The 22,263-nt window shown below is 68.5% G+C and carries 19 protein-coding genes and 1 pseudogene; 13 read left to right on the top strand and 7 right to left on the bottom strand.

What is annotated here, in order from left to right:
• On the bottom strand, positions 1-3,156 hold the full coding sequence (locus tag ACZ4N5_RS35150; protein WP_467761089.1) for an AfsR/SARP family transcriptional regulator: 3,156 nt from the start codon (positions 3,154-3,156) through the stop codon (positions 1-3).
• A 324-nt stretch (positions 3,157-3,480) separates the two neighbouring features.
• Here ACZ4N5_RS35150 and ACZ4N5_RS35145 point away from each other — a divergent pair, with 324 nt between their 5' ends.
• The 5 genes and pseudogenes from ACZ4N5_RS35145 to ACZ4N5_RS35125 all read left to right on the top strand — a co-directional run.
• Positions 3,481-3,951, top strand: a complete 471-nt coding sequence (locus ACZ4N5_RS35145) for a hypothetical protein (RefSeq protein ID WP_467761088.1) — start codon at positions 3,481-3,483, stop codon at positions 3,949-3,951.
• 365 nt (positions 3,952-4,316) lie between these two features.
• Positions 4,317-6,047, top strand: coding sequence for a RecQ family ATP-dependent DNA helicase (locus tag ACZ4N5_RS35140; RefSeq protein ID WP_467761087.1), 1,731 nt, complete (start codon positions 4,317-4,319; stop codon positions 6,045-6,047).
• A 317-nt stretch (positions 6,048-6,364) separates the two neighbouring features.
• Entirely contained in the window at positions 6,365-7,342 is a 978-nt protein-coding gene (locus ACZ4N5_RS35135) for an SGNH/GDSL hydrolase family protein (RefSeq protein ID WP_467761086.1), read from the top strand.
• A 543-nt stretch (positions 7,343-7,885) separates the two neighbouring features.
• The gene (locus ACZ4N5_RS35130) at positions 7,886-8,305 is read left to right on the top strand and encodes an FKBP-type peptidyl-prolyl cis-trans isomerase (RefSeq protein WP_467761085.1); all 420 of its coding nucleotides are present in this window, start codon (positions 7,886-7,888) and stop codon (positions 8,303-8,305) included.
• A gap of 129 nt (positions 8,306-8,434) precedes the next feature.
• Positions 8,435-8,650 (top strand): annotated as a pseudogene (locus ACZ4N5_RS35125) (transposase family protein); the annotation flags it as partial.
• 6 nt (positions 8,651-8,656) lie between these two features.
• Here ACZ4N5_RS35125 and uppS read toward each other — a convergent pair.
• Genes uppS through ACZ4N5_RS35110 form a run of 3 tightly spaced genes read right to left on the bottom strand, consistent with a single transcriptional unit; the run spans position 8,657 to position 10,231 of the window.
• Complete coding sequence (uppS, locus tag ACZ4N5_RS35120) at positions 8,657-9,376, bottom strand: polyprenyl diphosphate synthase (RefSeq protein ID WP_467761084.1); 720 nt, start codon at positions 9,374-9,376, stop codon at positions 8,657-8,659.
• Positions 9,369-9,914, bottom strand: a complete 546-nt coding sequence (locus ACZ4N5_RS35115; RefSeq protein ID WP_467761083.1) for an NUDIX hydrolase — start codon at positions 9,912-9,914, stop codon at positions 9,369-9,371. The genes uppS and ACZ4N5_RS35115 overlap by 8 nt, the downstream gene beginning before the upstream one ends.
• Complete coding sequence (locus ACZ4N5_RS35110) at positions 9,914-10,231, bottom strand: hypothetical protein (RefSeq protein ID WP_467761082.1); 318 nt, start codon at positions 10,229-10,231, stop codon at positions 9,914-9,916. Before ACZ4N5_RS35110 ends, ACZ4N5_RS35115 begins: the two co-directional genes overlap by 1 nt.
• A 200-nt stretch (positions 10,232-10,431) precedes the next feature.
• Here ACZ4N5_RS35110 and ACZ4N5_RS35105 point away from each other — a divergent pair, with 200 nt between their 5' ends.
• The gene (locus ACZ4N5_RS35105) at positions 10,432-11,973 is read left to right on the top strand and encodes a hypothetical protein (RefSeq protein WP_467761081.1); all 1,542 of its coding nucleotides are present in this window, start codon (positions 10,432-10,434) and stop codon (positions 11,971-11,973) included.
• A 721-nt stretch (positions 11,974-12,694) separates the two neighbouring features.
• Here the strand turns inward: ACZ4N5_RS35105 and ACZ4N5_RS35100 are convergent.
• Together ACZ4N5_RS35100 and ACZ4N5_RS35095 are read right to left on the bottom strand one after the other, a co-directional pair.
• Positions 12,695-13,168, bottom strand: coding sequence for a hypothetical protein (locus ACZ4N5_RS35100; RefSeq protein ID WP_467761080.1), 474 nt, complete (start codon positions 13,166-13,168; stop codon positions 12,695-12,697).
• A gap of 469 nt (positions 13,169-13,637) precedes the next feature.
• A complete protein-coding gene (locus ACZ4N5_RS35095) occupies positions 13,638-14,096 on the bottom strand; it encodes a MarR family winged helix-turn-helix transcriptional regulator (RefSeq protein ID WP_467761079.1) in 459 nt (152 codons plus the stop codon).
• 211 nt (positions 14,097-14,307) lie between these two features.
• On the opposite strand from ACZ4N5_RS35095, the gene ACZ4N5_RS35090 reads away from it, so the two are divergent.
• Positions 14,308-14,991: a hypothetical protein gene (locus ACZ4N5_RS35090; protein ID WP_467761078.1), complete on the top strand. Its 684-nt coding sequence runs from the start codon at positions 14,308-14,310 to the stop codon at positions 14,989-14,991.
• 67 nt (positions 14,992-15,058) lie between these two features.
• Positions 15,059-15,475 carry a nitroreductase family deazaflavin-dependent oxidoreductase gene (locus ACZ4N5_RS35085; RefSeq protein ID WP_467761077.1) on the top strand — a complete coding sequence of 139 codons (417 nt, stop codon included), beginning with the start codon at positions 15,059-15,061 and terminating at the stop codon, positions 15,473-15,475.
• 268 nt (positions 15,476-15,743) lie between these two features.
• Here the strand turns inward: ACZ4N5_RS35085 and ACZ4N5_RS35080 are convergent, their stop codons facing one another.
• On the bottom strand, positions 15,744-16,103 hold the full coding sequence (locus ACZ4N5_RS35080) for an excisionase (RefSeq protein WP_467761076.1): 360 nt from the start codon (positions 16,101-16,103) through the stop codon (positions 15,744-15,746).
• Positions 16,104-16,170: 67 nt separating this feature from the next.
• Between ACZ4N5_RS35080 and ACZ4N5_RS35075 the strand changes: the two genes are divergently transcribed.
• The 5 genes from ACZ4N5_RS35075 (at position 16,171) to ACZ4N5_RS35055 (ending at position 22,001) form a co-directional block, all read left to right on the top strand.
• Positions 16,171-17,142: a Clp protease N-terminal domain-containing protein gene (locus tag ACZ4N5_RS35075; protein WP_467761075.1), complete on the top strand. Its 972-nt coding sequence runs from the start codon at positions 16,171-16,173 to the stop codon at positions 17,140-17,142.
• Positions 17,143-17,485: 343 nt separating this feature from the next.
• Positions 17,486-18,601 carry an FAD-dependent oxidoreductase gene (locus tag ACZ4N5_RS35070; RefSeq protein ID WP_467761074.1) on the top strand — a complete coding sequence of 372 codons (1,116 nt, stop codon included), beginning with the start codon at positions 17,486-17,488 and terminating at the stop codon, positions 18,599-18,601.
• A gap of 701 nt (positions 18,602-19,302) precedes the next feature.
• The gene (locus ACZ4N5_RS35065; RefSeq protein WP_467761073.1) at positions 19,303-20,526 is read left to right on the top strand and encodes a helix-turn-helix domain-containing protein; all 1,224 of its coding nucleotides are present in this window, start codon (positions 19,303-19,305) and stop codon (positions 20,524-20,526) included.
• The gene (locus ACZ4N5_RS35060; RefSeq protein WP_467761072.1) at positions 20,523-21,092 is read left to right on the top strand and encodes a helix-turn-helix domain-containing protein; all 570 of its coding nucleotides are present in this window, start codon (positions 20,523-20,525) and stop codon (positions 21,090-21,092) included. The genes ACZ4N5_RS35065 and ACZ4N5_RS35060 overlap by 4 nt, the downstream gene beginning before the upstream one ends.
• Positions 21,093-21,284: 192 nt before the next feature.
• Positions 21,285-22,001 (top strand): ParA family protein, encoded by a 717-nt coding sequence (locus ACZ4N5_RS35055; protein ID WP_467761071.1) that lies wholly within the window; start codon positions 21,285-21,287, stop codon positions 21,999-22,001.
• Positions 22,002-22,263 lie beyond the last annotated feature (262 nt).

Here is a 22,263-nt window from a genome sequence, read left to right as displayed (position 1 = left end):
TCACAGCGGATCAAGCCCAGGTCGAGCCTCGCCCGTGTGAGGAGACACGCCCTGACCGTGCTCCCGGCGCGTGGAGAGGAGGGTCTTGCGCGTCTCCTCCGCGCGGGGCGAGCCCAGCGCGGTGTACAGGGACAGCGCCTGGTGAAGGTGGTCGATGGCCTGCGTCCGCTCTCCGGTGTCCCGTCGGATGAGGGCCGTACCGATGTGGGCGCGGGCCTGTTCTTCCTGTTCTCCGATTCCACGGGCCACTTCCAGCGCTGCCGCGTGGGCTTCGAGGGCTTCGGTGTGCTGTCCGGTGCCGTGCAGGGCCTCGCCCAGGCCGTTGAGCGCGCCCGCCTCTCCGTAGGGTTCTTTCGTCCGGCGGAAGTGGGCCAGGGCCTGGTGCTGGTGCTCGGCGGCTTCCTTGTACCGGCCCTGATGGCAGCGCGCGTCCCCCAGGTTGGACAGCGCGTGGGCTTCTCCGCCGGTGTGTCCGAGCCGCCGGAAGAGGGCGAGGGCCCGCTCGAAGCGCTCGGCTGCGGCCGAATGGTCGCCCAGTCGCGCCAGGACGATCCCCATGTTCCCGAGGGTGCTGGCCTCTCCGAACGCGTGGTTCGTCCGCCGGTACAGCGCCAGCGCCTGCCGGTATCGCTCGACCGAGGCCTGGTAGTCCTCGAGTAGCTCCTGGACGATGCCGAGGTTGTTCAGTACGTCGGCTTCGCCGTGGGCGTCGTCGGCCGTGCGGAAGAGGCCGACCGCTCTCTCGTGGTGCTCGGCGGCCTCGCGGTACCGGCCCTGCAGCTCGTGCAGTACGCCCACGTTGGTGAGGTGCCGCGCCTCTCCCGCCGGATATCCGGCGCTGCGGCACAGCGCCAGCGCGTCCATGTGGTGCTGGTGGGCGCTCTCGTAGTCTCCGAGCCGGCGGTGGACCGCGCCGACACAGGCAAGGACGTCGACCTCACCACGGGTGTCTCCCACCTCGCGGGCCGCCCGCAGGGCGTGCGTGTGAAGGGTCAGCGCGTCGGCGAAGTGCCCCGAACGCTCGTAGTGGCGGTGGAGCGTGGTGGCGATCCGTACGGTGTGCCGGGACGGCCCGGGCTCCTCGGTCCGGGAGCACAGTGCCACCAGTGTGGGCTGCGCGGTGCGCAGCCACGCGCGGCACTCGTCGGCCGTACGCAGGGGCGGCAGACCGGTGTCGGGTATTTCGACGGCGGGACGCAGATGCCGTTCGGCGGGATACAGCATATTCATGGCCGCTGCCGACGCCGCCAGGCAGTGGTCCAGCAGGCGGTTCAGTGCGGCGTCACGCTCCCCCGGCCCGTCGTGCCGGCTCACGAGTTCCGCGGCGTAGGCACGGAGCAGGTCGTGCATGCCATGGCGGTCGGGTCCGATCCGGTGCACCAGGTGCGCGCGGGACAGGGCGTCCAGGGACCGTCGCGTGCGTTCCACGCTGTCGCCGGCCAGGGCGGCGGCCGCGTGGACGTCCGTATCGGGTCCCGGGTGCAGGCCAAGGAGCCTGAACAGACGTGCCTCGTGCTCGGGGAGGCGGTCGTAGGACCAGGAGAAGACGGCCCGAACGGCGGCCCGGGGATCTCCGTCGCCGGAGTCGAGCAGGTCCAGGCGCCGCCGGTGATCGCGCAGTTCCTCCGTCAGGTGGGCCAGGGGGTCCTGGGGACGTGACAGGGCCAGTTCGGCTGCCACCCGCAGGGCCAGGGGCAGGCGCCCGCATTGTTCGGCCAGAGCGGTGGCAGAGGCGTGGTCGGTGTCGACGCGTGCTCCGATCAGGTCACGCAGCAGGGTGTGCGCCTCGTGCGGGGAGAGGACGTCGAGGAGCACTCGGTGCGCGCCGTGCAGCGACACCAGGGAGGACAGCGAGTCCCGGCTGGTGATCACGACTTTGCATGTCGGGCTACCGGGCAGCAACGGGCGTACGTGCGCGGCGGAGGCGGCGTTGTCGAGGAGGATGAGCAGCCGGCGTCCGTCGACCGCTGTGCGGTAGCGCGCCGCCCGGTCGTTGAGCCGCGGCGGTATCTCCTGGGCGGGTACTCCCAGGGCGGTGAGGAACCCGGCGAGGGCCTGTGCGGCGGAGACCGGTTCGTCCGGATCGTAGCCGCGGAGATCGACGTAGAGCTGTCCGTCGGGGAATTCCTCCCGCATGTGGTGTGCCCAGCGCACGGCCAGCGCGGTCTTGCCGACGCCCGCGATGCCGGAGACGACCGCTGCCGCCGCGCACTGCTCCTCGTCCGTACCGTCTGCGGAGATCAGGCGCCGTGTGAGCTCGGCCAGTTGCTCCTCTCTCCCGTTGAAGTGGCTTACGTTCATCGGGAGTTGAGCGGGGATCGGGGCGAGGATCTGGGCGCGCGTACGGACAGCGGCCGGGTCGGATCCCACGCCCGGCGGCTCCTGCCGTCCGGTGGAGCGCAGCATCTCCTCGTAGGCCGCCTGCAGTTCACGGCCCGGGGCCACGCCGAGTTCGAGGGAGAGCTGACGGCGGATCCCGGTGTAGGTGTCCACCGCTTCGGCGGTTCTTCCGGCGGTCGCCAGGCTCTGGATCAGCGCCACGGCGAGCGGCTCGCACAGCGGGTGCTCCGCCAGTAAGGGCTGCAGGACAGCGGGTACTTCCTTGTGCCTTTCCTGTCGCGGCAGGGCGTGGGCCCAGGCGAGCGCCGCCTGCAGGCGTTCCTGTGTCCAGGCGGTCCGTGTGCGCTCCGCCCACTCCCCTGCCAGCCCTGCCAACGGCGCACCGCGCCACAGGCGCAGCGCCTCCTCCAGGATGTGTGCGCGGCGGCCGTCGGACAGGTGCGGCTCGCGGCCCTGCAGGACGAGCGAGCGGAAACGGAGCAGGTCGACGGTGTGCTCGTCCGCCTCCAGAATGTATCCACCGGAGGATCGCCGGATGCAAAGGGGTGTCCGGGGCGGCTGCGCCTCGCCCTCGCCCGTCGCGGGTGACGCACCGTCAAAGAGCTGCCGCAGACGGCTGATGTGCGAATAGAGGACCGACCGCGCGCCGTCGGGCGCGGCGGTGCCCCAGACACGTTCCACCAACGTGCTCACGGGGACCGGCCAGCCGGTGTCGGCCGCCAGCGCTGCGAGGACCGCTCGACGACGTGGCTGCCCGACGTCGACCACGTGCCCCGCGACGTGCAGTTCCACAGGTCCGAGTAGGCGCAGGTTCATCGTGCCTCAGATGGGATGGGCGATGGAATGGCCGTCCTGCGGCGGGGACTTGGTCCACCCGAGCGGGAGCCGGGATTCCAAACGGCCCTCCGTCATTGGTTCCGGGGCGGTCGCAGGACAGCCGTCACAAGGTTTTCGCAAGGTTCACCGTTGATCCTCAACCTACATGCCTTCGGGCGGATCACGGCAAGCGCCGCGGCCGCGGGGAACGCCAGCACCGGCTCACGCAGGGCTCCCAGGGAGAACCTGGCAGCCGCCCTGCCAAAGGTCGGGCGAGGCGCGGCCGAGCCGGCGCAACAAGAGAACGGACCATTTATGCGCAAGATGATTTCCCGAGCAAACCGCACGGCTGTCACTGTCGTTGCCGCCGCCTTCATGGCGTCCGCAGTAGTTGTCGCGGGGGCGACGACCGCCTCCGCGGAAGGCTGCAGGGGCTCCCTGTGCGGCGCGGTGAAGAACAGGACCGGCGAGACGATGCACTACACGATGAGTCTCGGCGAGGGCCCCCACTACTGCGACGTGTGGAACTGGGGCGGCGGCACCGACAGCGAGTTCAAGCACGCCAAGTGCAAGCAGGAGTCGTTCGGCAACGGAACGCGGGGCGGCAACGGGACCGGCAATGACGTCGACGCCTTCACGTTCGTCGGCCACGGCTACCACGAGCGGTTCTCGCGGGTCGGTACCTGGCACTGGCGGGCGAAGGGGGTCTGGACGAAGGTCCGGACCGGAGAGATCGGCGACTGCGGTATCGGCGACAACAACGAGGTCTGGTGCACCGTGCTCGTGCAGGCCTGAGCGGGCCCCGCAAGGCGGCGGGCACGTGTGCCCGCCGCCTTGCGGCGTGACCGTCGAGTGATCCGCCCGGCGCGGATCTCCGTGCCACACGCGCGTCCGCTCGCGTCGAGCGTGGCGTGAGCATCCGGCCACGACTGCCACGACCGGTGGTCAGAGGCCGGCAGCGCGTCGAGGAGGCCGGGGCCGGCTGCGTTCCTCTCGGCTGAGGGGACGGTCAAAGGCCAGGAACTCGTAGTACTGATACTCGCTCACCCGACCTGCCCTCCGGGGACACGGAACGACAACTCCCCGCGAGCGGCTCGTTTTCCGTCCCGTCGGGGGTACACGGGCGCCGAACCCCACTGGAGAACGGCGTCAGGAGTGCCATGCGCGTCAAGGTCGGATACTTCAGGACCAGGTCACTCAGGAGACGCCTGCGCCGCTGTGCCCGCGAGGTGTTCGGCTGGGAGAGTCTGCGCCCGCCCCAACTCGCCGCCATGACAGCCGTGATGGAGGGGCGCGACACGATCGTGGTGATGCCGACGGGTGCGGGGAAGTCCGCTGTCTACCAGGTGCCGGGTGTGCTGCTCAAGGGGCCGACCGTCGTGGTGTCGCCCCTGATAGCGCTCCAGCGGGACCAGGTCGCCCATCTCGCCCGTATCGAGGGATCCGGCGCCTCGGCCGTCAACTCCGCGCAGCGCGCACGGGACAACGAAGCCGTGTGGGAGCGCGTACGCCAAGGCAGCCTGGACTTTCTGTTCGTCTCGCCCGAGCAGCTCGCGAAGGACGAGGTGGTGGAGCAGATCGCCGCGGCCGCTCCCGCGCTGATGGTGGTCGACGAGGCGCACTGTGTGTCCTCGTGGGGATACGACTTCCGGCCCGACTACCTGTCCCTGTGCCATGTGCGTGAACGCATCGGGCGGCCTCCGCTGCTCGCCCTCACCGCCAGCGCGGCGGCCCCCGTGCGGGCGGACATCGTGGAGCGACTCGGCATGCACGAGGCGCACGAGGTGGTCGCGGGGTTCGACCGCCCCAACATCACTCTGGAGGTCGTACGGCACCGGGAGAACGCGGGGAAGCGCCGGTGGGTCGTGGAACGGACCGCGGCCGAGGCAAAACCCGGCATCGTCTACGCGGGAACGCGGCGGGAGGCCGAACAGTACGCGCAGGAACTGTCGGCGCTCGGATTCGACAGCGCCGCCTACCACGCGGGGTTGTCGGCGGCTGAGCGCTCCCGGACGCACGACCGCTTCCGGGACGGCGAACTCGACGTGGTCGTCGCCACCTCCGCGTTCGGGATGGGCATCGACAAGCCGAACATCCGCTTCGTGCTGCACGCATCGGTGCCGGGTTCCCTCGACACCTACTACCAGGAGATCGGCCGGGCGGGCCGCGACGGACAACCGTCGACGGCGATCCTGGCGTACCGGCCCGAGGACCTCGGCGTGCAGCGGTTCCGGACGGGCGCCCACCCCGACCCGCAGACGCTGGGCGGGCTGATCGACGCGGTGCGCGAGAGCCGGGGACCGGTCACGGCGACTGGCCTGCGCGAGCGCACCGGTCTGTCCCAGACGCCGCTGACGTCGATGCTGCACCTGCTGGAGGAGGCAGGCGCCGTGACGACGGAGAAGCGCGGCGGTATACGGGCCGTGCCCGGTGCACGGCGGGACATCTGCGTCCGCGAGGCGGTGCGGATCGCTTCCGCCCGTGTCGATCTGGAGCGTTCCCGGGTGGAGATGATGCGGGCGTACGCGGAGACGAATGGCTGTCGCCGGCGCCACATGCTCGGATACTTCGGTGAGAGTCTGGCAGAAGGCGACTGCGCGGGCTGCGACATATGCACCCGCGCACAGGAGTTGAAGCAAACCCCCGTCCGGACCGGGGATGTCCTGTCCGGTACAGGCCCTGACCTGCTGGAACCCATGGCGGCCGACGGCGCCTTCCCGCCAGGGATGCGGGTGGGGCACAGCACGTGGGGCGAGGGCGAGGTCATGAGCGAAGAGGGGAACAGGATCACGGTCCTGTTCGAGAGCGTGGGCTATCGCACGCTGTCCCTCCCCGCCGTCCGGGCGCGAGGCCTGCTGACGCCGGTGTCGTCCGCCGCGACGAGGGGCTGACGCCACCTCGGCCTCGTCGGCCGCGTGGTCGGGCGACCATACCCGGCCCGGCCCGCAGAGGACCGCACCCTGGCAGCCGACACCGCGTCACCGGCCGGAGTGACGCCGGGCGTCGGCCCGCGCCCCGTGCAGGTGCCGTTCGGGCCGTCAGCTGTTCTGCAGGGTCCGGAGCGGTGGAACGGGACTCCTGACAGGCGGGGGATGACGGGCGGCGGGGACGCGCCCCTTTGGTCCTCCGGCTCGCACGCACCTTTCCCCTCGTGTCCCCGTGTGCTTGTCTGGGGGCCGTTTTCCATGCCGGGGACGGGAGTTGCCGTATGCGCAGACCGTGTACGGCCGTGGTGGCGATGTGTTTCCTCGTGCTCGGTGCGTGCGGTGATCCGTCCTCCGTGCCCGATGCCGCAGCGCCGTTGCCCGAGGCGTCGTCCACCACGCATTGGCGCCCCGGCGGGCCGCGCGACGGGTCCTCCCTCTCGTCTCCGGGAGCAACCGCGTCCCCCGGAGGAACCGCGTCAGCGGCCGGAACGAGGCCCGCGTCCGCGACCGGCGGCCGGACGCCCGCGAGGCGTCCCACCGTCCTCTACCTCGGTGACTCCCTCGCGATGGAGAGCCAGAAGGTGCTGGGCGGGCTCCTGCGCGGCGAACTGGGCGCGCGTTACACCAGTGCCCCGTATTCGGGCACGACGCTCTGCGACTACCTGGAGGGTACGCACGAGGATTCCCTCGTCCCGCCGAAGGACAAGGCGGCGGCGCTGGTGCGCTCGCTGCGGCCCGACTTCGTGGTGCTCCAGTTCTGGGGCAACGCGTGGGGCTACACACCGTGCATGGGCGGCATCACGTACGACAAGGCGCGCGACACCTACCTGGCCCGCTACGCAGCCGACGCGGACAGGCTGGCGAACCAGATCGCGGGAGCCGGCGGGGCGAGGGTCGTATGGGTGCTCCAGGGCCCGGATCCGTTCACCCCCGAACGGGTCAGGCGCGTCAACACGGTCTACGAGCGGCAGGCACGGGCGTCCGGGGCGCTGCTCGCCGATGCCGGGAAAGCGGTGAGCCCCGCCTCGGGCCGCTACGCCTGGGCCCAGTACCTGCCCTGCACGACGTACGAACGCGAGCACACCCCCTACTGCACCCAGCCCGCCGGCGGCCGTACCGCGCTCCACCGCGACGACGACCCCCTCCACTTCTGCCTGGCACCCACCACCTCGATGCCGAGGCCCTGTCCGGTCCGCTCCCCCGGAATCCTGCGCATCGCGCGCGCCATCACCCGCACGGTCGCCTCGGCGTCGTTCTGACCTCGCGGCCAAGCCCCAAGGCCCTGCTCGATGCCGCCACGACCCCTTCTCCTTCATTGCCGACGTCTTCTCAAGGACCGATCGGTGCGCGCCCCGGAGTGACCGCGTGGACCGTCCACCTGCCTGACAGTTCCAGCCCGTCATCCGCAAGAAGGCGGGCGTGCAGGTCGGGAAGTCTCACGCGGCCGCCGGCCCCTGGAGCGTGACGCCCCGGACTGTCGGGCCACGCCCTCCAGCGTGGGGCTGTGTCCTTGGGGTCCTCCAGCGTGGGGCGGTGTCCCTGGGGCCGTGTGGTCCACATCCTGGCGATCGGCTCCCCGTACCCCCTGGTGATCACCGGCGACCCTGGGCTCCCTCCCCGGCGCCCGCGGGGGTGCCGGCTCTCCCTCCGGTACATCCCCCGGACGCGAGAGCCGTGTGCCGTGGCACGGGGTGCACCTCGGAGCATGGGCATTGCCGGTAGCGTGATCGCCTGCCGCATGGAATGTCCATGTGTCCGGCCGGCCCGTGCGAGGGATTCCGGTGGCGAGCGATGGGACCGCGATGAGCGAACTGACGAAGCCCGGAATCGAGGTTCCCGAGGGTGACGCGCCCACCGAGCTGACGATCCGGGACCTCGTGGTTGGGGACGGACCCGAGGCGCAGCCGGGCAGGGTCGTCCAGGTTCACTATGTAGGGGTCACGTTCGCGTCCGGAAGAGAGTTCGACTCCTCCTGGGAGCGGGGCAGCCCGTTCAAGTTCGCCGTGGGCGGTGGCAGGGTCATCAAGGGCTGGGACCGGGGAGTAAGGGGAATGAAGGTCGGCGGCCGGCGCGAGATCATCGTTCCCCCGCGTCTCGGTTACGGCAAGCAGTCCCCCTCTCCGTTGATCCCGGCGGGCTCGACGCTGATCTTCGTCGTGGACCTGCTCACGGTCGTGGGCGGGCCCGCCGGAGCGAGGCCCGGCTCGACCGGCTCGGCCTGAGCCCGGCGCTCCTGAGGGGCCGGAGACACCCTGGAAACCCCTGTCGCTGCCACGTAACGACCACTGCACTCCTCGACAGACACCTCCTCAACCCGTGGCGGGCGCAATGACGGCCCGTCACGGGCGCCAGGCACCTTGGTCACCACCGGCCTCAAACGACCACCAAACGGAGAGCTGACCCCGACCCAGCACACCGTCAACCGCGCCCTTGCCCAAGCCAGGGCGCCGGTCGAGCGCGCCATGGCACGGCTGAAGTCCTGGCAGGTCTTCCGCAGATCCCACATCAACCCCAACCGCATGACCGTCATCGCCAAAGCCGTCCTCACCCTGGAGAGGCAACGCTGAAAACGCTCACTGGACCGCTTTCGGCGGACATCCCCTTACCGTGCCGAAGCGTCGGTGTCGCCTCCGGTACTCGGCCATCGCATGGGAGAAGTGGCTGCCGCGGAAGTCGGGCCACAGGATGTCCGTGAAGAACAGCTCGGCGTACCACAGGGACCAGAGCATGAAGTTGGAAATGCGGTGCTCGCCCGACGTTCGGATGAGCAGGTCGACATCGGGCAGGTGGGCGCTCCACATGTATTGGTGGAAGCCCTCCGTTTCGCCGCTCTTCGAACTCGCCGCGCAAGCGCGCACGGCCTCGACGATCTCCTGTCGTCCGCCGTAGTTGAAGGCCACGGTCACACGGAGTCGGGGGGTCTGCGACTGGGTGCGCTGTTCCACGACGTGCAGCCACTTTGAGCAGGTGGCGGGGATGCGCGGATCGGCGAGATCGCCCAGGAAGGAGACCTGGATGTTCCGTTGTCGGTAGCTCTCCAGTTCTTCGCCGGTCAGAAGCCAGCATTCGGGCTGCATGAGGAGCGCCACTTCGTCATCCGGACGGTTCCAGTTTTCGCTGGAGAAGGCGAAGAGGGACAGGTGGGTCACGCCGCATTCGAGAGCGGCGGTGATCGTGGACTCGACCGACAGGTGCGCGCGTTCGTGGCCGGCAGAGCGCGGCAGGCCGAGAGCGCGGGCCCACCGCCCGTTGCCGTCCATGATCACTGCTACGTGCAGTGTGCCGTCAGCCACTGAGATCCCCGCCCTTGTAATTGATCATGTACAGCAGGCCGATGATGGCGTTGGCGTCCGTGACACGGCCTTCGGCCAGCAGCCGCGGGATTTCGACGAGCGGGACGTGCCGAGTGCGAAGAGGAAGACCTTCGAGGTCGGCGCCGGGTGCGCGACTCAAGCCGAATGCTGCGAACAGCCGGGTCACGCCGTCGCAGAAGGACGGCGCGTTGTGGAAGGCGAGGAGTGGAACCAACGTCTCAGCCGCGTAGCCGGTCTCCTCGAGCAGCTCACGTGCAGCGGTGTCCTCGGGGGTTTCTCCCGGTTCGGTACGACCCGCGGGGAGCTCCAGGAGCACGTCGTCCACGGCAGGCCGGTACTGCTCGACGAGCAGTACGTGGTCGTCGAACACGGCAATGACGGCGGATCCGCCCGGGTGCCTCACCACATGGTGGAGGTGCTCTTGCAGCATGGTGGGATGCGTGGTGCGCGTCTCCTCTACGGAGAAGAACGCCGGGCCTTCGAGGGGCCGGGAGCTGGTGCGGTACTCGTGATCCACTATTTCTCCACTTCACTGGTCGAGGCGTCCGCAGAGGTGTTGTGCAGTCCGCTGCTTCCCGAAGCACCGCTCGTCGGCGCCGGCCGGGGTTCACACAGGGCATCGCAGTGCCGATGCATGTCCGGACAGCCCTGGTGCGCCCACTCGGAGAGGGCAGAGAGCAGGCAGGTGAGCCCCAGCAGCGCCAGACGCACCGGCCACGCGGGATCCTGGATCGCTGCCTCGCACAGAATGCCCAGCACCGGTGCGTGCGCTGCGAGCCTGGACATTCTGTTCTTGCGACGTCGGCGCGTCATCGCTCGGCCGTTGTTGCCCATCGGACTGCCTCCCCGGACCGTGGCGGTCACTTCGGTTCCGATGGTGCGCCGAACCCCCTGACACCAAAGACTTCCTGCGTGGGCGGCTCATCGTTACGCAGGAATGCGGCTTCAAGGGGTTCATCGAGGCCATTTCCATCACACTGTCCCTACAGGTGAGGGGAGTTGGCCGTATGCCATCCGGTCGCAAGCCGTTGCCCATGGAACAGCCGCGTCTGCCGTTGCAGAAGTTCGCTTGGCTTGTACGGGCGATACGCGCGTTTCACCAGGATCCAAAGATCAAAGAAACAAACAGCTTCACAGCGGCTCTCAATCATCATTTGGAGAACGAGGAACTGAAGCCCGCCACCATCAACCGCCTTGAGAGCGGCAGCGCGGACTTCACCATCGAACGCTGCACGGCATACGAAAAGACCCTCGGCATGGATCCCCTGGATCTCGTCGACTGCTACCTGTATGCCAGCCGCGCGGAGAATCGCACCCCGAAGACGTCGGCAGCGCGCGTGGCCGAGGCCACAGGCGCGGAGATCGAGTTGATCTGGCGCCTCGCGGAGGGTGAGCACTTGACGACGGCGGAGTGGCTCAGGCTTGCCTACCTCTACCGAAACCGCCCCGATCTGTTGGCCAACTCCCGTATACGCGAGTGCTTCCTTCACCGACTCCTGGACAACGCCGGTCAGAGTTTCGAGAAGGAGGAACGTCTGGTGCGCGAGGTGCTCATCACCACAGGCACAGACGTCTTGCCAGTCCTGCGGGAGCGGTTGCGCACAGACCCGATGCGCTACTTCACCACGTGTGAGGCGGCCGGATTCATGACCGGTACGCAGAGCCGCGAGTTCCTTGCAGACCTCGCACTGGGGATGCGGGACGGTGCCGTGACAGCGACGCTCCTGGAGCCCCTGCGCCGCAGCCTCCACTCGCACAGGCTGGGGCCGGCGGGTCTGGAACACCGGGCACCCGCATTCAAGGAGTACGCGCTCAAGGTTCTGGACAACACCGACGAGTTCTTCACCGCAAGGGAAGAGGCATTTTCCTTCCTCCGCTGGGGCCGTTTCGATCTCACGCCGCGAGAACGAGCGCGTATGCACGCACTGCATGAAGATCTTCAGCAGTTGCGCGTGGTGTCCGGTGAGCCCTATCGCCGGGAACTCGCTACTGAGGTGACGGGGCGCTTCAGCAAAGATCTGTCCGCCTCGGCTCTGGCATCGCCAGGAACGCCGCTCGCTGTCCCTGGACTTCGGACCTTCATCCAGGACGGCCTCTTCTCGGCGGAGAGAATCGACCGGCTCACCGCGTCCGTCCTCATAAGGCCCTGGCAACTGAGTGGATTGCTGGGCAGTTCCCTGGGGACGGTGATCAGCGAGAACGTGGACAAGAAGAACTACGGCGTACAACGTGCCGCCGTACGCTTTCTCACAAAGCTGACACGCCCTGAGGCCTTGGAGCCGATTCGTGCCATTGGATGGTCGCGCGTTCAGGATGACAGCGTTCGGCTCACGGTCTCATGGGCACTGGGCGCAGGTTCCCCGGAACGCGACTCCGCGCTGCTTCGGCACCTTGGTCGATCGGCCACGACCACGGCCACGCGCCGGGTCGTGGCGCTGTCAGCGGCACGGTTGGGGGCGTGGCCCGTACTCGAAGGTCTGGCCAGCGGCTCGGACTCCGTTGCGGCCGCTGAAGCCCAGAAGCTTCTTCGAGGGCAGCGAGGTGCAGCAGCCTTCCAACTGAGCGAGGCGAAATAGGGTTGGGAGCACAGTAGTTACACGGATCCGGCTCGCACCACGCTGACCAATGTGGAGTGGTTCGGAAGCAGAACGCCGATGGCAGAATTCACAGTGACGGCGTTCCTCTCCACGCTCGCGTGGGGTTGGCTCCCCGCCCGATATCCCAGGCCTCGGAAACTGGCCTCATCCCCGCATGCGTGGGGGGCCATCCCTGCCCAGCCGCACGGGGCCCTGCGCGAAGGTTCCCCACACGCGTTGGGGTTTGGCCGACGTCAGCCCAAGCCACTCAACGGTCGACCGACTGCGGCCGACGGGCGAGACCACCCGAAAGGGGCGATGTTCAGGTCGGCGTGACGGCCCGGGTCGGCATCGGCTGGGCTACAGGGGCTGGTTCGCGGAGAAGCCCACAGCCGAGGGGGCAACAACTACCACCGACATGCTCGCCTGTTCGCAGCTCACGCGAGCCTGCTGCACACCCCGGAGCACGTACTGGCCCGCTTGGACGACACACCAAGCCGTCGACACGACTCGGCATCGAAACGCGCCCGTCCGCAGTTGAACTGACGCTAGGGGCCGTCGTTTGGATCATCTGATCGTGAACAAGGCTGCTGACTGGAGAGACGATCGCGGTGTCGATCCCTGGGCCCAGGCTGTTACAGGCTTCGCGTTGCTGCGTGGGGCGAACCCCACCCACCACTCCAGTGGTGTACGTGGTGTCGCGGAGGACTTCAGACATGGCTCACTGGATCAGGTCGGTGTGCGGATGACCCGGGCCGGGGAACTCCGGGCAGACGTAGAGCTGCAGATGGTTTGCATCGGAGACCTGGACCCCGGGCGGGTTCGACACGCTGGCGTTGTCGAGAGCGGCGAGGGCTTGATCCTCGTACGGGGCCCAACCCTTCTTGCTGGCGTTCCATTCGTCCGAGGCGATGGTCAGCAGCGGGCTCATCGCGGCGCCGCAGGCGACGCAGAAGCGGGCGACGGTATCGGTGAGGCCCCACGGGGGCCACCCGCCGACCTTCCAGCCCAGGGCGACGGACAACTCGTCCATGTAGAACTCCTGCGGGGCGCTCTCATAGGAGTCGTCCACGGCGACGCCGGCCGCCTGCCACGTGCCCCAGTCCGCCAGCTGCTGTTGCAACTCCTTGCTCAACTCCAGAAAGTTGGGGTACTCGGTGATCTGCTCCGGCGCGAGCACGCACGGTTCCGGCACGTAGCCGTCGTACTCCACCTCGGACGGCTCGGGAGGCGGGGCGAGGACGTTGGTGACGTCGGCGGCGGTTCGCCAGAACAGTGCGGTCGGAGGCTTGTACTCCGGGCGAGTGCTCGACGGGACGCCACAGCACCTGGAGCAGATCGGCCGTAAGCCTCTTCCAAGCCAGCGGGACTGACCGCGAGTTGGACAGCCCTGCGCAATAATGAAGCTCGTGGAAGACGGGTTCTCGACCAGGATCACCAGTGTCCGCCAGGAGCTTCGCGTGGTGTGCGCCCGTCGTCGATTGATCTGTCCAGCCACACCTGCAGCCGATCCGGCGGCGAGTGGAGCAGCTGCGGTGATCACCGGCTCGATCAGAGCCCAGCGCCCGTCGAAGAGTCGCTCGGACACCGATTGCGCTCGCTCACCCGTTCAGCCCAGCATTCCCGGCGTCGGCGGCCAGCCGAATCCCACCCAACCCACACCATCAAGTGGCGGCAAACAGCCGTGACATGAGGCTGACGAACTGGCGTCGCTGGGCCGCCGTCAAGGGGGCCAACAGCGCCTCTTGGGTCTGGTCGATCACGGCGTCGAGCTCAAGGAGGACGTCCAGGCCCTGAGGCGTCATCGTCACGATGTTCCGACGCTTGTGGTCGGGGTCGACCCTGCGTTCGACGAGGCCACGCGATTCGAGCTCGGTGAGTGCCGCCGTGACGTCGCTTCGGTCGATCCCGGTATCGCGGCCGAGGTCGGCTTGGCTGGCGGGCCCCCACTGTTCGAGTGCCGCGAGCAACCGGTAGTGGTATCCGCGCAGGCCGTTGCCCTTGGCTTCGAATCCGGCGGCGAGCAATGCCGCGGAGCGCGCGTAGGCGCGGCTTATGAGCCAGGTCGGGCGGTCCTTGAGCCGATCCGGCGTACGGCCGGGCTGAACGGGGTGCGCAGGCATGCCTTCAGATTACCAATTGTGGGGACAGCCAACAACGCTTATGTTGGATAAGCCAACATTGGCCGAGTCAACATAGGAGTCGGCACAGCACGCGACGACCCCCTACTCGCCACGTCCCCGTCACCGGCGGCTACGAACAGTCGGCCCACCTGCAACTCGACCAGCCGCAGCTCGTAGCCGGTTTCGAATCCATCCACCAAGGAGACTGACGATGGACACCACGCCCACCAACGAACCCGATCGCATCCTCGTCGTCGGCCGCAGCCCCAGCGTCCTTGTCGCCGCAGTCGACATCCTGCGCACCAAGGGCTACACCGCCGACGCGACCAACCAGTTCGACCAAATTCTCGACGACTACGACGTCACCGACCTCGACGTACTGGTCTTCGGCGGGATGGTCCCGGCCGACACCAAGCAGTACCTGCTCGGGGAAGTCTCCAAGCGCAACCCGCAAGTGAGCTTCGTTCAGGGACTCGCCGGCATCGCCGGCCTCATCGCGGCCCAGGTCGAGGCCGTCACCTCCGACGGGCGACGAGGACCGGACGGTGCCGAGATTGCCTACGACGTCGTCCGCCGGTGCACGCAGCTGACGCTCAAGGAACCCGCGCACGTCACCGTCGAGGCTCTGTGGCACACCTCCTTCACCCCTCCCGAGCCCAAGAGCACCTCGATGCTGGTCTTCGACGGCAATCTCGAGGCCGGGTTCCACGTGATCCCGCTGCCCGACCGGGTGCCGTTCGAAGCCTCCTTCACCACAGTCGCCGTCGACGACCTGGTCCGCGTGTTCACAGTCGGCGCGATGCCCAACGCGGTCACACGGATGGTCCCTGCCTCGGCCAACGACAAGCGGCTCCCCGAAGTCGGCCGGGTCACCACGAGCAGCAATGACCACTGACGCGAGTGCGGGCGGTTCAGGCTCCCGGCCCGAGCCGCGGGCCCGGACGATGCCAGGGCAACGACTGGTGAACCTGCTGGTCCGTGGCCTACTGCGAACGCCAGGCCTGTCCCGGATCATCGGCGCTCGACTGGTCACCCTCTACGTGGTGGGGCGCAAGTCGCGAAAGCGCTATTCGGTCCCAGTCGCCTACATGGCTCAAGATGACGATCTCCTGATCGGCACTTCCTTTGGATGGGGTCGCAACCTGCGCACCGGCGAGCCGGTCGCGATCCGGCTCAGAGGCAAGCGTCACTGGGCCGATGTGCAGACCTATACCAAAGAGTCTGAAGTCGTCTCGGTCTACGCCCACATGGCGCGGGTCAACCCGACCTTCGCCAAGTTCAACAGCATCCGTGTCGGCGAGGACGGCGAGCCAGACCGGGACGACCTCCAGCTGGCATGGGAAAGCGGTGCACGAGCGCTCAGGCTGACCCCGCGATGACAGCCGCCAGGCTCAGTGGCCAGGCTCAGCGGCCAGCCAAAACGGATATCAAAGCTCGGATCGCCCTCTCAGAGCGGTCCAGAGATGCGGTTCGCCCCGGTCTGAAGGCCGTGGCACTCGCGCAAGATCAGAGGCAGACGGCTCGGTGCCGGCCCGTTCCGCTACTGGGCGCCGCTGGACCGGACGTACACCCTGGTCGTGGATGAGCAGACGGATCTGGCGACGGTGGCACCGTTCCGGACCGATGGCACGGTGCCGCTCGCACCGGTCACTTCCGCTCCAGCGCGGCCAGCCGCAGCTCCAGCTGGTCAACCCGGTGCCGAAGCAGGGTGACCTGGGCTTCCAGGCCGACTTCCCGTTCCGCCCTGCGTTGAATGCGCGGTGATGCGGCGGCTCGCTCGATCACCGCGTCCAGCTGGACCAGACGCTGCGGCCCGTTCGGGCCGTCCACCAGCCGGGACTGGATCTCGCCGTTGCGGTACCAGGACCGCAGGGCCGAGCGGGAAACGCCGGTCTCGGCTTCCGCCTTGGCCAGCGTGACCCAGGGGGTCTCGTCCAACTGCTCGAACAGCTCCAACTCGCTCTGCCAGCGCGCGAGCCGGTCCTCCCAGTCCGACGGTGTCTCCATCACACCCTCCCTTCAGCATGGTGACCCTATCAATAGCAGTGTATTGACATGGTTGAGACCATGAAGCATGCCATTTGAACGGTTCACGGTGGAAGCCCGCAAGGTGGTCGTCACGGCTCAGGAGGAGGCGAGGCTGCTCAATCACAACTACATCGGCACGGAGCACATCCTGTTGGGGCTGCTCGACGCGCCCGACAGCACGGCGGCGAAAGTTCTGCACCAGCTCGGGTACGACAAGAAGACGGCGCAGGCCGATATTGCCGCGGTGGTCAAGCCCGGCACGCAGGAGCTGAGCGGTCATATCCCCTTCGCCCCGCGCGCGAAGAAGACGCTGGACCTCGCCCTACGCGAGGCGCTGCACCTGCACCACACCTACATCGGTACGGAACACATCCTGCTCGCCCTTGTCAGGGAAGGCGAGGGCGTCGGCGCGAAGGTACTTGCCGAGCGGATCAATCCGATCAGCAAGATCCGTGCCGCGGTGCTGGCGTCGTCCGAGCGAGCGCAGGACGTCGCGGCCGGTCCATGGCCGGCCGGCACGTCTGCCACCCAGGACACCGTGTCCGCCGCCAGCGCGCTGGCCGGTGGCGCACCGGTCGGTAGCCATCACCTGCTCGAGGCGATGCTGCGGACGGAGAACAGCATGGCGGCCAAGGTGTTGCGCGAACTCGGGGTCGACCCGGACGTGGTCGCCGCCAAGATCGACGAACTCGATCCGGAGACCACCGCGGACGCGAACCCGGAGGAGGCCGCCGCACGGAAGATGGAAATCCGGCTGGTCGACGACGAGGTTCACTTGATCCTGCGGGACCCGGCAACGGTCACGATGGCCAAGAAGGTCACCGAGTTGTCCAACGGCCCGATCCAGGGCGTCGGGCCGGTGGCCGGCATGTTCGTCCCGCTCTGGCGGTCGACCAACCAACTGCTGCTGCAGATCCAGCGTGTGCTGGAACCGGAACCCGGAGAAGAGGACGGATCCGCCGCGAACAATGTCGCCAAGGTCGTACGTACGGTCCTGGCGCCCCGGCTCCGCCGGTGAACCGGCTGATCAGCGGGCCGGAACTTGTCGCTGGGACAGGCGAGGACGGGGGCGTGGTGAGCGACGATGTGCCGGCGCCGTTCTCGGCGGCGACCAGGGCGTCGTTCACCAGCGCGTTCGCCGCGCCCACCGAGGCGCAGCGCGGCGCCTGGCGGCCCGTCGCCGCCGGCCGGCACGCGTTGGTGGTCGCGCCTCGCCGAGCCGGTCGGGGCCGGCTGACCACGTTCCCCGCCGAGGCGATCAGCGATGCCGCGATCGCGTTCGGCCCCCCTGCCGGTGGTGGCCCACGCACACCCCGGGCCGATGTCCCGCGAGCAGGCAATACGGTGAATCGGAGGCAGCCATGACCATCACCATCGTTGGTGCCGGCTTGGGCGGCCTGGCCCTTGCCCGAGTGCTGCACGTGAACGGCATCGACGCCGTCGTGTACGAACGGGATTCGTCGCGCGGCGCGCGCGGTCAGGGCGGCATGCTCGATCTGCACTCCGGGACCGGGCAGCGGGCGCTGCGCGAGGCCGGCCTGATCGACCAGTTCCACGCGATTGCCCGTCGTGAGGGCCAGGACCTGCGACTTCTCGAGCCGGACGGCACCCTGCTGCTGCAGGAGGAAACGCCCGACGACGCCCCGCTCGAGCGACCTGAGGTCGACCGTGCCGATCTGCGCGATCTGCTGCTGGCCTCTCTCCCCGAACACACGGTGCGCTGGGGGCACGCGCTCGAATCCGCCGACAATGGCCTGCTGTACTTCGCCGACGGCAGCAGTACGACGTACGACCTGCTGGTCGGCGCCGACGGCGCGGACTCCCGGGTCCGCGCGCTGCTCACCGACGCGCGCCCAGCACACACCGGCCAGAACGTCGTTGAGCTCGGCATTCCCGACATCGACCGCACCCACCCCGACCTCGCGGCGATGGTCGGGCGCGGCAACTACTGGGTGCTCGGCAACGGACAGTCCCTGTCGGCGCAGCGCAACGGCGACGGCCGCGTACGCATCTACCTCGGCTTCTACAACAGCGTCGAGGACTGGTTGGCGACCAATGGGATCCCGTTCGGCGACCCAGCCGTCGCCCGGGTGCGGCTGATCGACCTGTTCACCGGCTGGGACTCCCGGTTCACCGCACTGATCGCAGCCTGCGACGACACGGTCGTGCCGCGGTCGATCACCACTCTCCCGGTCGGCCTGACCTGGCCCTCGACGCCAGACGTCACGCTGCTCGGCGATGCCGCGCACCTGATGCCGCCGGTGGGGCAGGGTGCCAACATGGCTCTGCTCGACGGCGCCCTGCTCGGCCTCGCACTGGCCGCGCACCCGGACGACTTTCCCGCCGCCGTCAAAGAATACGAACGTGAGATGTTCGAACGCACCAGCGCCGCCGGTCGGCAGTCCGCGCACGTCCAGGAAATCCTCGCGTCGCCGGACGCCGGCCGGAACATGCTCGCGTTCTTCCAACCGGGCTGAAGGTAACCGGGTACGCCTGGTAATTCTGCCGCACCTCTCTGACCTGGGCTTACAGGGGCTGAATCGGCTGTGACCTGCTAGGACGGGTTGCAGAGGCGATCGGAGGCAGCCAGAGGAAAACGCTCTGATTCGACCGGGGCCGATCGGAGCCGGTCAGAGGCAATTGCCCTCTGCTCCGGCTCTGATCCGGCCCTGGGGCGGCGGTGTCGATCAATGTGTAGTCCCCCTGACTGCCATCGCGATTTACCCGGTCGAGCCGTGATGGGGACGCCTACCTCTACTCGAGCCAGGCATGCGAATGCCTCCAGGACTGCAATCCCGGAGGCGTCGCCGGCACCGATTGGAGGTCGGTTCCCGGACACCACCCGTGGTTTTTGCGGGCCTGGGTGGCGTCCCTGTCTTTGCGAGACGACCCCACCGTGCCACACCACGACCACCATGCAGCACCACAACGACAGCTCTCTCACTCATATGACTCACTCGGGCTTCAGCTACTACCCTCAGCGGCGGCCGATCTCGTCCTGCTTGGCGACCTCACCGGCCGCTACGCGACAGGCAGCTACAGCAGGCTCGGCTCCGACGGGCGAACTGTTGCCCCGCGGGGCGACCGTCAGGGTGCATCCGAGCACGGCCACAGAATCACGGCAGCCATTGCCTGCCACGTCGCCCGCGTCGGCGGGAGCGTCGGCCAGCTGGCCTCCTTGCTGCTGCACCCCGAGCACGAGGCCGGACGGCACGCCCGGCACATCGTCCTGCGCTCCGGACAGGCCCGCGCCCTCGACTACATCGGCCGGGTCTGGGCCAGCGCGACGACCGCCGTCAACAGCACGATCAAAGTGGAGTCCCGCCACCACGCCTACGAGGTTCTCGCCTCGCTGCGCGACCGAATCGAAACGACACCCTGGCACGGTGAGAGGGGCCGGACCGCGCTGCGGGTCCTTCGAGCCCATCTGAACTTCGCCGAAACGGCGGGCGGCCCTTTGCACCATGCCAGCGAGCGGCAGACCGCGGAGGAAGCAGGCATCTCCCGCACGACCCTGCGGGTGGTCTACGAGCTGGTCCTCAAGCCTGGCGGCTGGCTGCGCCGTCTGCGGATCGGCCACGGCCGGAAGGGCTCGACCTGGTACCTCGATGGCGGCAGTGCTCACGGCTGTCTCTCTCCCGCCGCGGCGTCCCGTTTCCGGACCACTCAGTTCCCCCCCGACCTGGAACTTGAAGAGTGGCCCGCTCCTGAGACAGCCACGAAAGCCGACATCGACTCCACGGTCATCGCCCGCCTGATGGGCCACGACGCCTTCGCCCACCACGGCCTCGGCAGCGCCGCCCTCATGATCATCGGGGCACTGTACGTCCGGTCCGCCCAGACGGTCAGTGAGCTCACCGGGACGGCCTCTGTTCCCCGCGCCACCGCCTACCGGACCTTGCGACGCCTGGCCGACCACGGGCTCGTGAGCCACTCCGGTGAGACCTGGACCCTCACTTCCCGAGCGCTGCAGGGCCTCGGCAAGACTCCAGCGGACTCCAATACCAGCCCGGACCCACGGTCGGTACAGGGCTGGGATGAAGTGGCCCGGCTACATGGGACTGCGGGCGTCGCAGCCCGGCGCAAGGCCCTGCACGCTGTCGAACGCACGGCGTATCTGGGGGCGCTGGAACGCCTCGCAGGCCACCGCAGCAAAGCCTTTGTGGTCGTCCGCGATGGGCGCCAGGTCCTGATTCCGGCGCCCCGCCCTGACGAGGTCCCGGCTGCCTGGCAGTGCGCTGCCGGGTCTGTCCGCGATCCGGCCACCGGCCACGCTGCCGCGGACTGGCGCGTCGCCACAGCCGGCCGGCTGATCCTCATCACCCCAGCTGACCAGCGCAGTTACGACGAGCTGGCGGCCGCATATGCCGAAGCCCTCCATGAATGGGAGTCCGCCGCGTGAACCCAAATCCTTCACCGGCCGGTGCCGAGATCGAAGCAGCAACGGCTTCGGATCTGCGTGAGCGGTACGAGTCAGGGGCCACGGTGGCCCAACTCGTCGCCGTCAGCGGCCTCTCGTACGGCACGGTACTGAACCGTCTGCACGAGGCCGGAACTGTCATGCGCACCTCCTGGCAGACACGCAGAATGCGCGATCTCCAGGCCCGCCAGAACCTCGCAGCCCGCCTGCGCCGCCTCTATGAGCAGCATGGCGCGACGCTCACCGAGTTGGCCGCGGCCGGAGCAGGCACACGACGTACGGCGAGGCGGCTGCTGATCGAGGCCGGCGGCTCACCCCGCACCACCCGGGAGACCCTGCGCATCCGCTCGGCGGCAGACAGGGCGGCCTGCGAGGCGCTTTCCGCGTCACTGCGGGCCCGTTACGAGGCCGGCGCCTCGGTGCCGGGGCTTGCCAAGGAGTGCAGCTACTCGGTTGCCACGGTCTACCGGCTCCTGCACCAGGCAGGTACTCGGATGCGGCCGCAACACCGTCATGGGCCCGCTCGCGGCACGCGGAAACGCTCATGATCCCCGTCCCGCCATGCGCCAAGGCTGCCCACCGTCCCGGTCAGAACTACACCCTGCGCCGGCGCCCTTCACCTTCGAGCCCCGCGGCACGGGCACCCCCGTGGCCCGCCCGTCAGTGGCCCTTCCGCAACGGCGCCTTCACGGGCCCGCATTGAGACATCACGCCCCTCAATCTCAGGAGAACAAGCACACGTGAACGAGAACACCCGTCAACAGACGCTTGCAGCAGTCACAGCCGACGGATGGGACGCGTTCGTAGTCGTCGTCGGCATGCTCAAGGGCGGCACCGGCAAGACCACCTCCGCGTGGTTCATCGCCCTGTACTACGCCGTCGTCCTCGGCTTGCCGACCCTGCTGCTGGATGCGGATGCGACGAGCCAGTCCGCCTATGACTGGTTCAAGGTCGCTAAGGCCGAGGGCTTCGAGATTCCCGAGCACCTGGTGGTCGAGCGGTATCCGTTCGACGACATCGCCGAGTACATCCGCCTCAAGCGAGCCGAGTTCGGCGCGATCGTGGTCGACGCCGGCGGTGGCAGCGCCAAGCTGTTCCACGAAGCCGTCACAGAGGCGAACCGGCTGATCGTGCCCGTCGCCCCCACCAAGATCGAACGCCGCAAGCTCGTGGCCACCTTCGACGAAGCGGAGCGCGCAGCTACCTGCAACGCACGCGACATCACAGCCCACGTGGTGCTGGTGAAGGCCGACGACCGCACCAGCCTGCCCCGCACGGCGAAGGCGAGGCTGCTTCAGCCCGCCGCGGGCGAAGGCATCGGCCCCGACCGCGACGAGCCGTTCCCCCTCGCTGACACCGTCATCCACGCGTGGGTGCACTACATGGAGGCCTTCGGTGAGATCCCGACCGAGCTGAGCGAGTACGGCAGCCTGATGAAGGAGCTGAACGCGGCATGACCGAGCGTATGAAGCCCCCGTCCCGCCCCAAAGGCCGCGTCCTCGGTGGCGCGGCCAAGAAGGCGGCGACCTCACCTCCCCCGCCAGCCGAGCTCACCCGCGAACAACTCGCTGCCGAACAAGGCCCCGCCGCACAGGCCCAGACACCTGTCACTGCCGAGACCAGCACGCAGCGCGCGACAGCCCGCGCTCCACAGGTGCCGCCCTCGACGCCCCAGAGCACCGCGTCACCCAGCCCTCAGCAATCCGCGAGGAGCGTCGC

The organism is Streptomyces sp. NPDC026500 (genome assembly GCF_055567635.1).
Note: the sequence above shows the minus strand (reverse complement) of the source record. Positions and strands in the feature narration are given on the sequence as shown.

Bases quoted from the DNA above. Each gene is read 5' to 3' on its own strand.
- ACZ4N5_RS35135 (WP_467761086.1), top strand. From the start codon at position 6,365: ATGCGCAGACCGTGTACGGCCGTGGTGGCGATGTGTTTCCTCGTGCTC.
- ACZ4N5_RS35130 (WP_467761085.1), top strand. From the start codon at position 7,886: ATGAGCGAACTGACGAAGCCCGGAATCGAGGTTCCCGAGGGTGACGCG.
- ACZ4N5_RS35080 (WP_467761076.1), bottom strand. From the start codon at position 16,103: ATGGAGACACCGTCGGACTGGGAGGACCGGCTCGCGCGCTGGCAGAGC.
- ACZ4N5_RS35110 (WP_467761082.1), bottom strand. From the start codon at position 10,231: ATGGGCAACAACGGCCGAGCGATGACGCGCCGACGTCGCAAGAACAGA.
- ACZ4N5_RS35090 (WP_467761078.1), top strand. From the start codon at position 14,308: ATGGACACCACGCCCACCAACGAACCCGATCGCATCCTCGTCGTCGGC.
- ACZ4N5_RS35095 (WP_467761079.1), bottom strand. From the start codon at position 14,096: ATGCCTGCGCACCCCGTTCAGCCCGGCCGTACGCCGGATCGGCTCAAG.
- ACZ4N5_RS35070 (WP_467761074.1), top strand. From the start codon at position 17,486: ATGACCATCACCATCGTTGGTGCCGGCTTGGGCGGCCTGGCCCTTGCC.
- ACZ4N5_RS35145 (WP_467761088.1), top strand. From the start codon at position 3,481: ATGATTTCCCGAGCAAACCGCACGGCTGTCACTGTCGTTGCCGCCGCC.
- ACZ4N5_RS35140 (WP_467761087.1), top strand. From the start codon at position 4,317: ATGCGCGTCAAGGTCGGATACTTCAGGACCAGGTCACTCAGGAGACGC.
- ACZ4N5_RS35105 (WP_467761081.1), top strand. From the start codon at position 10,432: ATGGAACAGCCGCGTCTGCCGTTGCAGAAGTTCGCTTGGCTTGTACGG.
- ACZ4N5_RS35075 (WP_467761075.1), top strand. From the start codon at position 16,171: ATGCCATTTGAACGGTTCACGGTGGAAGCCCGCAAGGTGGTCGTCACG.
- ACZ4N5_RS35150 (WP_467761089.1), bottom strand. From the start codon at position 3,156: ATGAACCTGCGCCTACTCGGACCTGTGGAACTGCACGTCGCGGGGCAC.